The organism is Sphingobacterium rhinopitheci (genome assembly GCF_022627575.1).
GTDB lineage: Bacteria > Bacteroidota > Bacteroidia > Sphingobacteriales > Sphingobacteriaceae > Sphingobacterium > Sphingobacterium rhinopitheci.
The window spans coordinates 75,160-89,572 of sequence record NZ_JADEYQ010000013.1 but is presented as its reverse complement, the minus strand read 5'-3'; the positions used below and the strand labels follow the sequence as shown (position 1 = coordinate 89,572).

General features: G+C 35.1%; 11 protein-coding genes and 1 tRNA gene. 5 read left to right on the top strand and 7 right to left on the bottom strand.

What is annotated here, in order from left to right:
• The first annotated feature begins 290 nt into the window (after positions 1-290).
• Positions 291-482, top strand: a complete 192-nt coding sequence (locus IP023_RS11995) for a cold-shock protein (protein WP_241790607.1) — start codon at positions 291-293, stop codon at positions 480-482.
• Between the two features lie 572 nt (positions 483-1,054).
• Here the strand turns inward: IP023_RS11995 and IP023_RS15950 are convergent.
• From IP023_RS15950 to IP023_RS11985, 3 genes are all read right to left on the bottom strand, one after another.
• The gene (locus IP023_RS15950) at positions 1,055-1,255 is read right to left on the bottom strand and encodes an Arm DNA-binding domain-containing protein (protein ID WP_394801854.1); all 201 of its coding nucleotides are present in this window, start codon (positions 1,253-1,255) and stop codon (positions 1,055-1,057) included.
• Between the two features lie 1,222 nt (positions 1,256-2,477).
• Positions 2,478-2,562 (bottom strand) — tRNA-Ser (locus tag IP023_RS11990).
• Between the two features lie 103 nt (positions 2,563-2,665).
• A complete protein-coding gene (locus IP023_RS11985) occupies positions 2,666-3,550 on the bottom strand; it encodes a bestrophin family protein (RefSeq protein ID WP_241790606.1) in 885 nt (294 codons plus the stop codon).
• Between the two features lie 46 nt (positions 3,551-3,596).
• On the opposite strand from IP023_RS11985, the gene IP023_RS11980 reads away from it, so the two are divergent.
• On the top strand, positions 3,597-4,454 hold the full coding sequence (locus IP023_RS11980) for a glycoside hydrolase family 25 protein (RefSeq protein ID WP_241790605.1): 858 nt from the start codon (positions 3,597-3,599) through the stop codon (positions 4,452-4,454).
• Between the two features lie 41 nt (positions 4,455-4,495).
• The gene (gene trxA, locus IP023_RS11975; RefSeq protein WP_241790604.1) at positions 4,496-4,795 is read left to right on the top strand and encodes a thioredoxin; all 300 of its coding nucleotides are present in this window, start codon (positions 4,496-4,498) and stop codon (positions 4,793-4,795) included.
• A gap of 66 nt (positions 4,796-4,861) precedes the next feature.
• Here trxA and IP023_RS11970 read toward each other — a convergent pair whose 3' ends face one another.
• Entirely contained in the window at positions 4,862-7,414 is a 2,553-nt protein-coding gene (locus IP023_RS11970; protein WP_241790603.1) for a TonB-dependent receptor, read from the bottom strand.
• A 466-nt stretch (positions 7,415-7,880) separates the two neighbouring features.
• Between IP023_RS11970 and IP023_RS11965 the strand changes: the two genes are divergently transcribed.
• Entirely contained in the window at positions 7,881-11,189 is a 3,309-nt protein-coding gene (locus tag IP023_RS11965) for a TonB-dependent receptor (RefSeq protein WP_241790602.1), read from the top strand.
• A 70-nt stretch (positions 11,190-11,259) separates the two neighbouring features.
• On the opposite strand, the gene IP023_RS11960 is transcribed toward IP023_RS11965, so the two are convergent.
• The gene (locus IP023_RS11960) at positions 11,260-11,964 is read right to left on the bottom strand and encodes an LOG family protein (protein ID WP_241790601.1); all 705 of its coding nucleotides are present in this window, start codon (positions 11,962-11,964) and stop codon (positions 11,260-11,262) included.
• A gap of 38 nt (positions 11,965-12,002) precedes the next feature.
• A complete protein-coding gene (locus IP023_RS11955) occupies positions 12,003-12,287 on the bottom strand; it encodes a SelT/SelW/SelH family protein (protein WP_241790600.1) in 285 nt (94 codons plus the stop codon).
• Positions 12,288-12,396: 109 nt separating this feature from the next.
• Between IP023_RS11955 and recR the strand changes: the two genes are divergently transcribed.
• Positions 12,397-13,011 (top strand): recombination mediator RecR, encoded by a 615-nt coding sequence (gene recR, locus IP023_RS11950; RefSeq protein ID WP_241790599.1) that lies wholly within the window; start codon positions 12,397-12,399, stop codon positions 13,009-13,011.
• A gap of 167 nt (positions 13,012-13,178) precedes the next feature.
• Here recR and IP023_RS11945 read toward each other — a convergent pair whose 3' ends face one another.
• On the bottom strand, positions 13,179-14,399 hold the full coding sequence (locus IP023_RS11945) for an MFS transporter (RefSeq protein WP_241790598.1): 1,221 nt from the start codon (positions 14,397-14,399) through the stop codon (positions 13,179-13,181).
• Between the last annotated feature and the right edge of the window lie 14 nt (positions 14,400-14,413).

Below are 14,413 nucleotides of genomic sequence, written 5' to 3'. Positions count from 1 at the left end.
ATAAATTTTATTTAAAATAAATTTTTATATATCAATTAAATGAACTACATTTGTTCTGTAGTCAGTAATACTTGTTAGAATAGATATTATTATTATTTCAAACAAAGATATTAGCTGTTACTTTTTGTTATCATTATATCGGTATAGTACCATTTTAAGCCTAGAAGCCCTAAAAAATACGAACATCTTTTCTTGCAAACAAATAAGAGTAAATATTAGGCTGTAATAACAAGCTTAGTAATCGGCATATGCCATAAAAATAAATATTTTATAAATTAATACAATACACAATGCAAGAAGGAACAGTAAAATTCTTTAACTCAACTAAAGGTTTCGGTTTTATTACACCAACAGATGGTGGTCAAGATGTTTTCGTACACAATTCAGGTTTAATCCATGATATACGTGAAAATGATAACGTTACATTCGATTTAGAAAATGGTAAAAAAGGTATTAACGCAGTTAATGTACGCGTAGCATAACTTTGATAATTCTTTTATAAAGAAATATACATTATGTAGTGGATAACTGTACAGTTATCCACTATTTTTTTGCTCACTAATTTAGTATTACAAATTGTATGTACACTGCATAATAGCTAAATAATAATTTTATTATGTCAATTTAATTGGTAGTACTATATAAGCAGTTTTTAAGATCTTGTATGCTGTATCCAATAGTTGCCGTCAATAGCACAAACCGTTTATAATTTCCACTAAGTTCTTAATGTATTTGATTGTCGAATTATTAGCACAAATGCAAACTGAGCTTAAGCAGAAGTCCAAGTTGTTTAATAAAGCAATATCTATTTTGGTATATCTATATCTTCAATATTGTAAATTAACGAAGTAATTTCCATAGGTGGGATAGCTTGGTGATATAGCGGTTGAATGTTCCCAGCATGTATTCTCGCCCTTTAAGTACTTTTATCTTTTTTTTGTAACCTTGAATGTTAGGTACAATTTCCCGTGGTATTACTGTTGCCCTTTTGAATAAATCATCGCTTGTAGTTTTAGATTTGGTAATTGACAAAGTGATCATTATTTCGTGGCTTTCATCGTGATGATAGCCAAGAGGCTATTTTTTGTTCACGTATCCTCACTGATTTTTTAACTTTTAATAGTTGATCATCCCATTTTTTTATGGAGGTGTATACATTTGAAAATAATTCTTTCCTTTTCCCTGATGTCGTAAAATTCAAATAAATAGAAAAATCCCCTTGTTTATTGGGTCTTAAATAAATTCGTGTGGTCAAAAAATTCTACGTAGCTGTGGTGATTTGATATTATATAAGTTATCAATTGTTAATAGAGTAATCAAGATGTCTAATTTTTAGATTTTCACATTGATTAATTTTTAGCTATGTATTTCTTGATTTGGAGGGGCCAAAATTTGGTCCCGTTATCGTGGCCCCTTGATGGCTCCTCAGAGAATATAGAAGTATGTTTTTAAAGTATTAGGTCTAAACGCAAAAAACCCGATAAATAGTGCTATTTATCGGGTTTTAAAATTTAATGATTCAATTGATGCCGAGAGCGAGGGATTGGTTTAGCCACACATACCCCAAACACATCCCTAAACCTTCCTAAACCTTCCTGAATCGAACCCGGCTCACCTTTCTGGCTCGAATCTTATTGTGATTTCTATGAAAAAGTACAGTGCTAGATATGCAGAAAAAGGTATTAAAGCAAAAAAGCTTAATCTTTCGATTAAGCTTTTTTAGCCGAGAGCGAGGGATTGGTTTAGCCACACACACCCCAAACACATCCCTAAACCTTCCTAAACCTTCCTGAATCGAACCCTGCTCACCTTTCTGGCTCGAATCTTATTGTGATTTCTATGAAAAAGTATAGTGTTAGATATGCAGAAAAAGGTATTAAAGCAAAAAAGCTTAATCTTTCGATTAAGCTTTTTTAGCGGAGAGCGAGGGATTGGTTTAGCCACACATACCCCAAACACATCACTAAACCTTCCTAAACCTTCCTGAATCGAACCCTGCTCACCTTTCTGGCTCGAATCTTTTTGTGATTTCTATGAAAAAGTATAGTGCTAGATATGCAGGAAAAGGTATTAAAACAAAAAAGCTTAATCTTTCGATTAAGCTTTTTTAGTGGAGAGCGAGGGATTGGTTTAGCCACACATACCCCAAACACATCCGTAAACCTTCCTGAATTGAACCCGGCTCACCTTTCTGGCTCGAATCTTATTGTGATTTCTATGAAAATAACAGTGATAGATAGGCAGGAAATGCATATAAAACAAAAAAGCTTAATCTTTCGATTAAGCTTTTTTAGCGGAGAGCGAGGGATTGGTTTAGCCACACATACCCCAAACACATCCGTAAACCTTCCTGAATCGAACCCGCCCAACCCTTCTGGCTCGAATCTTATCGTGATTTCTAGGAAAATAACAGTGATAGATAGGCAGGAAATGCATATAAAACAAAAAAGCTTAATCTTTCGATTAAGCTTTTTTAGCGGAGAGCGAGGGATTCGAACCCCCGAACCTGTGACAGTTAACAGTTTTCAAGACTGCCGCATTCGACCACTCTGCCAGCTCTCCGTCACAAAAGTAGAAATTTTGGCAAGCTCTTCAAAATATATTTACTTACTATTTGGTTAGTGCTTGATAATGAATACAATTGTTTTATTTGCCTATGTGTTTATTAAGCGTTAAGTACTTCAAAACAATGTTTTTTAATGTTAGAAGCAATTTTATCAATAGGAAGATCGTCTGTATCTTTACCAAAAGGCTCTTCAATAGATTCACCAATTAATTCTATTGTGATCAATACGTAAAAGATAAAAGGTACAGCTAACACAACTAAATATCCCATAGAAAAGACATAACCTATAGGTAGAGTTGCTGAATATAGAATAATGAATATTTTGATAAATGAACTGTAGGCGATAGGGATGGGGGTATTTTTGATGCGTTCACATGCTCCACAGACATTAGTCATCGCTGTAATTTCATCGTTTAATATACGTAGCTCATCACCAGAAATTATCCCTTCATTATACAGGTTAATAGTCTTTTTATAGATTAGTGCAGTTACTTGGTTAGGGCCATGTTTTTTATCGTCCAATGACGAAAGTTCAGGATGCCTTTCTTCATCGAGCATAAATTTAGTATAATCCGATCGTAGATGGTTGTACAATGTTTCGGCAAATAGTGGAATAGCTTTACGATAAAAGCTTCGATTGATCTTATCCTCTGTATCTAACATTGCATTTACTTTGTAGCTCAATGTTCTACTGACATTTGTCAAGGTGCCCCATTGTTTTCGTCCTTCCCACCATCTGTCGTAAGCTGTATTCGTTCTAAAAACTAATATTAGTGATAGTACAAAGCCTAATAAGCTATGCACAACAGTAAAATTACTTAGCGATGATTTGTTTGAAAGCTGTAGATATTCTAATTCTATAAAGGCAATGATCCAAGTAAAGAAGGCTACCAGTATCACCAATGGCACGACGCGCTTCAATTGATCTGAGCGATAAAGGTACTTTAGGCTATTAACCCAATCCTTAGGATTGTAAACTTTCATAAATAATGTTGTTTCCCTAGTATAAAAATTTTATTTTCGATGCAATATGCCAAAAACTACGAAAACGAGCAAACAAAAAATAGACGTAGCAGCTCAGGAACGCAAGCGTTATCTATTATGGAGTATACTGACACCATTAATATGTGTATTAATTTACTCTTTTTGGCATTATCGAACAGCTATTTTCTATTATAATAAGGCATTGTTTAGTACTGATATATCAACAGATAAAGAAAAGGGACGTACTAAGCATGATGCGCGCAATGTCTTCTTGATGACTGAACATGATGATAAAGTTTTTGGAATTGATGTCAGCCAATACCAAGATAAAATTATTTGGCAGAACGTTCACACGATCAACGAACGCTTTGTAATAGATTTTGTGTTTGTACGCGCTACAATGGGAGAGCAGAATGTAGATAAAAGATTTAAGGAAAATTGGGAAGGAGTAAAGGAGATCAATAAATTGAGAGGAGCCTACCATTATTTCAGACCAAATGAAAATTCTACTAAACAAGCAAATAATTTTATTCGTGTGGTAAAGCTTAATCCAGGTGATTTACCTCCCGTATTAGATATCGAAGAGCATCCCCGCAACCAATCTATGGAAAACCTTAAAATTGGGCTTAAGCGCTGGCTCACGTTAATAGAAAGGCATTATAAGGTGAAGCCTATCCTTTATTCTGGAGATAAATATTATACAGATTTTTTGGAAAAAGAATTTAGTGATTACCCATTGTGGATAGCGAATTATAATTTTTGGACGGAAGATCCAAAAGAGCATTGGGACTTTTGGCAGTTTTCTGAAAAAGGATCTGTAAAAGGCATAAAAGGGTATGTAGATCTCAATCTTTATCAGCATAGTATTGCGGATTTAGAGGCGCTTTGTGTTCCGTATAATTAATAGGAATAGTTAAAAAATATTATTACATAAAAAAGAGAATTATGGCTAGTTTTAAGGAGTTATTACAGAAAAATAGTGTAGTATTGGTAGATTTCTCTGCTGAATGGTGTGGGCCATGTCAAACATTAGCACCTATCCTTCACGAAGTGAAAGAGCATTATGGCGATAAACTATCTATTATAAAAATCGATGTCGATAAGAATCAAGCATTAGCACGTAATTTTTCGGTGCAAGGAGTTCCAACGATGATTCTCTATAAAGATGGCTTACAAGTATGGCGACAAAGCGGTGTATTGTTGAAAAGTGAAATTGTAAAAATAATTGACAAATTTCAGGTATAAAATAAAAATGGCTGTCTTTGTGAGACAGCCATTTTATTTCAATTGAATACTCTATATAGTAAGTTCTTAGAAAGTAAATTTCACAGAACCATTCCAAGTACGTCCCCAACCAATTAAAACATAATTATCGGTGTTTATGCCATTCCAATTTGTGCTATTAGCTGTAGCTTCTCTATAAGAAGTAGCTTCAGAAATATAGAACTCATTGAATAAGTTGTTTACGTTGAAACGGAAACTGATAGCATTTTTATTACTTACTTGTACTTTGTATGAAATACCAGCATCTACTAAATCATATGATGGTAATCTTAATGTTTGAACTCCATTAGATGGTAAAGCGCCATATAATCTATCATAATATCTGTAATCAGCATCTACTGATAGATTTTTTATTATAGAATATCTAGCACCAGCACCAAATGATGTTTGTGCAGCATCACCAACTTTTACACCTGTCAAGTCTCTAGTCGTAGGATCGCCTAGTGTTTGACGGTTTTCGTTACGTGCGATTGAAATAGCATTACCTTTATAGATCCAATCCCCTATAGAAGCAAAACCTTTGATTGTTAAATTTGTAATTGGACGAACAGCTACATCTAATTCTACACCTTGGTGATCTTGTTTTACACCATAGTTTGTTTGGTAAACTAATTCTCCAGCGTTTAATAAATCTGGGTATTTAGCAATCTGCTCTGCTGTTGCAGGAGCTGAACTACCTGTTACACGGTTTGCCCATGTAGTACGGTACGCATTAACATTAACGTTTACATATTGGTTAGCATATTTATACCCCAATTCTAAACCTAAGATCTCTTCGTTGTCTGCATATGGGTTGACATCATTAGCGTAGTTCATAAAGATATTATTCTGGTATGGTTGACGAGAATAATAACCAGCATTACCAAATAAAGTATGTCCACCTAAACTATAACTAAGACCACCCTTTACGTTATAACCAAAGTTATTTACGTTCTTAGATCTTTCATTTGCTGCATCATATTGGTAATAATCAATACGTACATTTTGTTGCTGTGATACAGACCCTTGGAAGAAAGCTGTGAAACCATTTTTAGCATATTCTATTTGACCAAATAAACCGCCGTAGCGTACAACTTGTTCATAATCCCAAGCTAAACGGTCTTCCTTAGATTTTGGTTGATCCCCAAAAGTTTTCCAAGGATTTGTAGAGTATGTATTTGATGTTGTATAGTAAGTTCTAGATTGAGGGATTAACATTTTTTGTTCATGTGTAATGCTTTTTGCCCCCAAAAGATCAGTTACTTCTCTATAATGCTCACCTTTGTAATCACGTAAATCAAAACCTACGTTGAATGATAAGTTATCATTTAATTTACGGTTATAGTTAGATACGATACCATACCATTGGTGATTGTTCATATCTGCTGCTAAGTAAGGAACTTTTTCCTTTGACGCATCAGTACGTTTTGATTGACCACCACCACTAGCGATAGAAGCATATACAACGGTCCCTAAATTCGATTTTTCATCAATTTTCCAGTCCCAGTTGAAGTTAGCTACTGGCTTATGGTAAAAGTTTTTACGGTAGTTGGTACTAACTCCATTGACTGTCTCAATGTTATCATTATATCTTCTACCATTATCTAAATAAGTCTGCAATTTACCTGTATATCCTTGTTGATGCCATTGAGGCGCACCTGTAACCATTAAGTTTAGATTGTGCTTCTCATTAACTTTGTAACCTACTGATAAGAAATAATTTTGCCCAGCACCAGCTGTTTTGTCCATGTATCCGTCGCCACTCCAGTCAGTTAGCATAGCAGAAACTGCAAATCCATTTTTCATTAAACCTGTATTATAGGCAATAGTTGATTTGCGCAACATATCATTACCTACAGAAAGTTTAACAAAACCACCTTCCTTCATGTCAGCTGATTTAGTAACAAAATTTGTTGTACCACCTACAGAAGAAATTGCTAGTTTGGATGAACCCAAACCACGTTGAATTTGTATTAAAGATGCAATGTCAGTCAATCCACTCCAGTTAGACCAATATACACGACCATTATCCATACCATTGATCGGTTGACCATTTAATAAGAAAGCAGTGTTTGACTGGTCAAAACCACGTGTACTCATCGACGACTCCCCGAAACCTTTGGCTTGACTTGTTACATACACAGAAGGTGTATTTACCAAAGTAGAGGTAATATCTTGACCACCTACTTTTTCTTCAATCTCTTGTTGTGTAATCGTAGAAACAGCAATTGGTGTTTTACGACCTTCAGCGATATCAATAATAGACTTACCTACAATAATGATTTCGTCAATTGATTGTCCTTCTGTTGGTGTTAAGATGATAGTTCCAATTGGTGATTCGTTGTTGAACTTAACAACTTGAGTCGCATGGCCTACAAATTTGATTTGGATCTGGCCATTGTTTTGAGGAGCTGTAATGCTAAAGTTACCATTAGCATCTGTAGAAGTACCTACTTTGGTTCCTGGGATTAGTACAGTAGCACCCGCAATAGGTTGATTCCCATCCGTTACTTTTCCAGTAATCACCTGTTGAGCGAGAGCGGTGTTACTAGCGATCATGAATGCCAAGGTGGCATACACAAGGGTAGATTTTTTCTGCATTTTGAGTTTAAATTTTCAATTGGTTGCAAAGATAACTTTTTAATTTTATTCTAATAATTATTTGAAAATGTATTAATTACAATATCTCACAACCTTATCATTATCTGTCAGTTATTTATTTAAGTTTGCATGATTACTTATTTTTTAGTGGAATAATTCTTTCTAACGCTCGAGTTTTTAAAACTGTAATAAAATTTTATGACATTAATATTACAAACAAATATCACGTACTTAACTTCTTAGTAATTAATGTGTATTCTCTTTATAGTGAATAAATTTGTTTTTTAACATTCGAATTATTAATAATAGTGTATGATTAGTTATTAAATAATTAATTCAGGCCATTATATCTATACATATATGAATATAACCATTATAGGATGTGGATATTAAGTTTGTGTTAAATGTGAAAAAATGTTAAATCTCTTTTTATTTTTGCACTATAATTAAAACTATCTAATTAAATATGAAAAAATCTCTACTTTTTTTCGCATTGATTTTGTCTAGCTACGGCACAATACATGCACAGGTAACGACGAGTAGTATGTCTGGGGTGGTGAGCGAGAGCTCTGGTAATAAAACCTCAGGTGCCACTATTAAAGCGACCCACTTGCCCTCAGGAACTTCTTACTCCGGTTCAGCGAATGCAGCGGGTCGTTTTAATTTAGCGAACATGCGTGTTGGGGGGCCATATCGTGTTGAGGTAACCTATGTCGGTCAAAATCCTTTAGTTTATGATGACGTTTACCTACAATTAGGGCAGCCATTCGTGTTAAATCCTATATTTGGCGAAAGTGCTACTGCTATTGATGAAGTAGCGGTGACAGGTAATAGAAAAAGTAATGCTAATAGGAGTGGTGTTTCTACAAATGTAGATTTGAAGCAGATTCAGGAACTTCCACAAATAAACCGTAGTATTACAGATTTCACGAAGCTTACTCCACAGGCTAACGGAAACTCTTTTGCCGGTAGGGATGCACGTTATAATAACCTTCAAATTGATGGAGCAAATTTTAATAACGGATTTGGATTGAACACTAACCCATTACCAGGGGGGAATTCACAACCTATATCCCTTGATGCTATTGAGGAAATTTCTGTTAATATTGCACCATTTGATGTTACGCAGTCTGGTTTTACGGGAGCAGGCATAAATGCTGTAACTAAATCAGGTACAAATAGCTTTCATGGATCTGCTTATAGCTATTTTAATAATGAAAATTTAAATGGATGGAAAATTAATAAAGAAAATATTGCCTTTACAGATGGTACTAAAAAAAGTTATGGTTTAACTCTTGGAGGACCAATCATTAAAGATAAGTTATTTTTCTTTGTTAGTGCGGAGAAAGAAAAATCTACAGGTGCAAATGCTTCAGGAGCAAATTTATGGACAGCTTCTCAAAATGGTGTTGCTGAGGTTGCAGATAATATAACCCGAGTGAAAGAGTCTGATTTAGTAGCTGTTCAAAATCACTTAATTAACCAATGGGGTTATGATCCAGGTAGATATCAAGGATATGCAAATGAAGCGAATCAATTTGGAAATAAATTCTTAGCACGTATAGATTGGAATATCAGTGATAAGCATAAAGCAGCCTTCCGATATAATGTGCTAAGTGGCGAATCTATGCAGGTTGCAAATGGTACATCTGGACCAAATCCACGTTCTTCTTGGAATAGGGTGAGTGAGAATTCTATGGCTTTTGAGAGTGCAAATTACTCTATCAAAAATGTAGTTAGTTCATTAACTGCAGAGTTAAATTCATCTTTTAATTCTCAACTTTCTAATAAATTTTTATTTACTTATTCCAAAATTCAAGATACTAGAAAAACTCCTAATGATCAGTTATTTCCATTTGTAGATATTTGGGATGGTGGCGGTAATTACATTAGTTTTGGTACAGAGCTTTTTTCTTACTTAAATGAGGTAGTTAACAACAACTTTTCTTTTACTAATAACTTAACTTATATTGGCGGAAAGCATACCATTACTGCAGGGGCTGCTTTTGAAGTTCAAAAATTTGGTAACTCATATACACGTATGGGTACAGGATATTACAGATATGCTTCTGTTGAAGACTTCTTAAAAACAGGTACTGCAAATGAAGTTGCGCCAACTATGTTTGGATTAACTTATCCTTACGAGGGACAAGACACTTATGCGCGAGTAAATTTTGGTTTAGCATCTTTATATGCGCAAGATCGATTTACAGTGACTGATCGTTTTAATCTAACATTTGGTCTTAGAGCAGAGTTGCCTATTTATATGAATAAGCTAACTGCAAACACTTCAATTGATAATTTAGAATTTCTAAATGTTAATGGTGATCCGACTCATTATTCGTCAGGTTCATGGCCCAAATCACGTATTATGCTATCTCCTAGAGTAGGATTTAACTATGATGTTTATGGAGATAGATCTTTGACATTACGTGGAGGTACTGGTGTATTTACAGGACGTGTTCCTTTTGTTTGGTTGACCAATATGCCTACTAATGCTGGAGTATTACAAAACACTATAGAACCAGGTAGTTATGATGATGTGGCTCCATGGATTGGTCAAATCACTTTCCAGCCAAATGATATTTACCATTATGTAAATAATCCAGTATATTATACTAACACTCAAGGGCAACAAGTCACTCCATTCATAACTTCACCATCTGCCGGTGCTCCTTCATCATTTGCTTTAGTTGATGATGATTTCAAAATGCCTTCGGTATGGAGATCTAGTTTTGGTGTTGATTATAAAATTCCTAACACACCAGTGACACTTACCTCAGATATTTTATATACAAAAGATATTAATGGTGTATTCCAATATGGTGCTAATAGAAAACCTAGTACGTCCAAAATGACTTATGCTGGTGTAGATCGTGATTATTATCCTAACCCAGCATCGTATCAATACAATCCTAATATTGGGGCTAATAATGCGACTGTATTATCAAATGCTATTGCTAAAGGTCATGCGTTTTCAGCTACTTTTGGAGCTAACGTTTCGAATTGGAAAGGTCTTTCAGGATCAATATTCTACACCTATTCTGAAGCTAAGGAAGTGTCGGCAAATGCAGGTTCTAGTGCTTCATCTGCTTGGGGAGGTTCTCCAGTAATTAATACACCAAATCAAGATTTCTTAAGCATTTCTGACTTTGCAGTTCCTCACCGTTTAGTTGCAAATGTTACTTATAATATTGGTAATACCTCTATAGGTATCTATTATAATGGCTCTAGTCAAGGAAGATTTTCTTATTACCACACAATTGATTTAAATAATGATGGTATTACTAATGATCTAGTATTCATACCTGAAAATTCCGCAGATTTGAAATGGGCACCAATTACTAGTGGTACCAATACACTTTTTACAGTTGATGATCAAATCAAAGCTTTTGACAAATTTATCAATGAAAATGGATTGGAAAAATATAGAGGACAAATTTTGCCGCGCAATGAATTTTTGTTGCCATGGTTGAATCGTTTCGACATTCGTTGGACTCAGAATTTATTCAAGAATATAGCAATGGATGGGGATAAATTACAGTTTACCTTAGATTTAGTGAATGTTGGTAATATATTTAATTCTGAATGGGGTATTCGTGATGTATTATTTAATAATGGACGTGCTATCTTAGGACGCTCTGGTTCTGCAAGTCCTGATCCGACATTTCAAATGTTGCGTGATGGAAATGATTTAGTTACTAAGCCTTATCGTCCAATGAGTACTTCATCTACTACTTGGTCTGCTATGATTGGTTTGCGTTACGCTTTCTAATGACTTTCAGCTATTAAACGACAAATCCCTTCGGAAATTCCGAAGGGATTTTTTATGCGTTTGTATTTTTTTAGAAGTTGGGTTTCAACAAATATTTGTCATAGAACCTAAAGATATGCTCTACTGCTTCTTCGGCAGTATCTACAAGACGGAAGAGTTTCAAATCTTCTGATGCTATGTAGGCATTGGTAAGCATTGTTTTCTCAACCCATTCCAACAAGCCTCCCCAATAATCGGAGCCTACCAATACAATAGGGAACCTTGCTATTTTACCTGTTTGGATTAGCGTAATAGCTTCAAACAACTCATCCATCGTACCGAATCCGCCAGGCATCACAATATAACCTTGCGAATATTTCATAAACATAACTTTGCGCACAAAGAAATAGTTGAATTCTAATATTTTATCTCTGTCGATGTATTTGTTGTGAAATTGCTCAAAAGGCAATTCTATATTTAATCCTACGGACTTACCACCCGCATTATAGGCACCTTTGTTGGCTGCTTCCATGATTCCAGGGCCACCACCCGAAATAACACCATATCCCTTTTCTGCCAGCAAACGCGCTATCTCTACGGTCATCTGGTAGTATTTGTGTGCATCGGGAGTACGAGCAGATCCAAATATGGAAACACAAGGGCCAATCTTAGCCAATTTTTCGAAGCCATCTACAAACTCAGACATGATTTTAAAAATCTGCCACGAGTCTTTTACTTTTATTTCTTGCCAAGTTTTATTGGCAAATGAATTTCTGATTCTGTTTTCACCTGTCATATTTTTTACTATAACTTAAAAATCACAATATATAAAAATTAAATCTTTTTCTTGTCAGAATGGCCTAATGATTTTTCTGGAGCCACTTCATCACGTATTAATTGTTTGAGTTCTGTTATTTCGGGAAATCTCCCAACGAGCTTTCTGTCAAATATCACTTTTCTATCTACAGCAATTTGATAACGTCCACTTACCTCGCTAGGTACTAAAGTAACGCCATATACATCATCCGTAAATGTCATAAGCAATTCTTGCGCCATATATGCTGCTCGTAACAGCCAGCCACATTTGGGGCAATATTCTATAGTTATCGTCCTTTTCATTGGTGCAATCTACTGAAAATGTACCTAAAGTAATATTTGAATGTATTTTCTTACATTATTTTGATATCCCTTAATACGTTAACATAGTGCAATTATGTACATTTGTGCTATGAATTTTTCATCCAAATTATTAGAAAATGCTGTAGATGAGTTTGGTCGTTTGCCAGGAATTGGTAATAAGACGGCCTTGCGTTTGGTTTTGCACCTGTTGAAGCAGCCCGATTCCGAAGTTGCACGATTTACACAAGCCATAAATACATTAAAAGAAAAAATTCAATATTGTAAAGAATGTTATAATATCTCTGATGACGCTGTTTGTGAAATATGTCTTTCGACAAAACGTGACAAATCAACGATCTGTGTCGTGGAGGATACACGGGATATAATGGCTATCGAAAATACCAATCAGTATCAAGGCGTATATCATGTGCTTGGTGGTTTGATATCACCAATGGATGGGGTAGGGCCATCTGATCTGAAAATTGAAGGCTTATTGGAGCGCATCCGTAAAGGCGAAGTAAAAGAAATTATTCTTGCTTTATCAGCTACGATGGAAGGAGATACTACCATATTCTATCTTTATCGCAAGCTCAAGGATTTTCAAGTACAAATAAGTACTATCGCTAGAGGTATTGCTTTTGGTGGAGAATTAGAGTATGTCGATGAAATCACCTTGGGAAGATCTATTCAAACACGTGTTCCTTATGAGCGAAATGTAGGGTAAGTTTGGTCGAATATTGCTTTAGTATTGCCATCAAAGTTTTATACCAACAATAATATTTGTTAGTATATCTTTTTCTGGGGTTGAAAATCAAGTATAGTTTATACTTCTTATTTTATATTATTCTACTAGTTCTAGTAGAATAATAGTTATGTTAATTGTTGATACAATTAACTACCCATCTTCTTTATTATCCACGAAAAACCAATACTCGTCAGCACAAGTGTTGTTCCTGTTGTCAGCCACAATGCATTATAACCATAATGTTCGGCTATATATGTTCCTAGGTAAGGAGAAAATATATTTGCAGCAGCAAAGGAGAGAGAATTGAACCCCATATAGGCGCCTTGATTTGTTAATCCTGCTCTATTAATTGCTATTGTCGCGGTGAATGGTAATGTTAACATTTCGCCCGTCGAAAGAATAAACATAGCCATATAAAGCCATATTATTCCCAAATCTATATTGAGCATATAAAAAGAAAGTGCGGTAACCATTGTCCCCCAAAACATAATCTGTCTGACCGTATAACGATGCTCTATCAAATGAACCAATATCATTTCAAAGACAACAATTACAAAGCCACTAAATCCGAGAATTAAACCTATATCGTCAGATTGAAACTGATATACCTCTTTATAAAATAGGGGCATGGTACTCAATAGTTGAAAGAAAGCCATCGAGAATAGGCAGCACAACAGATTGAACACGATAAATAAGCCATCAGAATAGGCATTTTTACTTTTTACAACGATCGGACTATCTTCAGCCCCTGTACTGAAACTTGTATGCTGACGTGCTGTTGTTTTTTTATTTCTAAAGAAATAAAAAAATACTATAGCTGCCATACCTGCGGCAATAGCATTGCCGTAAAAAATCCAATCGTATGAAAACTTCGCCAAGAAACCACCTAAAGCAGGACCGATAGAAAAGCCTAAATTCACAGCCATTCTATTTAAAGAATACGCTCGAGTTATATTTTCAGGCTTTGCATAGCGTGCCACAGAAACGGAGTTGGCCGGTCTAAAGGTGTCCGCTACCAATGACAATATAAATATCATCCCCGCTAATCCTTCAAAAGAACGAAATAACGGTAATACTAAAAATAAGGGTATTACAGCAATCAAGCTACAGGTCTGCACCTTGAAATTTCCAAATTTATCGGTCAGCCATCCGCCAAGCCATGATCCACATACGGAACCCACGCCAAAGCATCCTAAAACTAATCCTATTTGTGTTTTGGAGAAGTGGAGTTCTGACGACATATAGATCCCCAAGAAAGGAATCACCATAGAGCCCATCCGGTTTATTAACATTACTAACGCTAATAACCAAGCTGCAGGTGATAAGCCTTTATAGGAGTCAATGTATAATTTGAAAAATCTTTGCACTTCAGATAGTTGAA

Bases quoted from the DNA above. Each gene is read 5' to 3' on its own strand.
- IP023_RS11995 (WP_241790607.1), top strand. From the start codon at position 291: ATGCAAGAAGGAACAGTAAAATTCTTTAACTCAACTAAAGGTTTCGGT.
- IP023_RS11985 (WP_241790606.1), bottom strand. From the start codon at position 3,550: ATGAAAGTTTACAATCCTAAGGATTGGGTTAATAGCCTAAAGTACCTT.
- IP023_RS11980 (WP_241790605.1), top strand. From the start codon at position 3,597: ATGCCAAAAACTACGAAAACGAGCAAACAAAAAATAGACGTAGCAGCT.
- trxA (WP_241790604.1), top strand. From the start codon at position 4,496: ATGGCTAGTTTTAAGGAGTTATTACAGAAAAATAGTGTAGTATTGGTA.
- IP023_RS11970 (WP_241790603.1), bottom strand. From the start codon at position 7,414: ATGCAGAAAAAATCTACCCTTGTGTATGCCACCTTGGCATTCATGATC.
- IP023_RS11965 (WP_241790602.1), top strand. From the start codon at position 7,881: ATGAAAAAATCTCTACTTTTTTTCGCATTGATTTTGTCTAGCTACGGC.
- IP023_RS11960 (WP_241790601.1), bottom strand. From the start codon at position 11,964: ATGACAGGTGAAAACAGAATCAGAAATTCATTTGCCAATAAAACTTGG.
- IP023_RS11955 (WP_241790600.1), bottom strand. From the start codon at position 12,287: ATGAAAAGGACGATAACTATAGAATATTGCCCCAAATGTGGCTGGCTG.
- recR (WP_241790599.1), top strand. From the start codon at position 12,397: ATGAATTTTTCATCCAAATTATTAGAAAATGCTGTAGATGAGTTTGGT.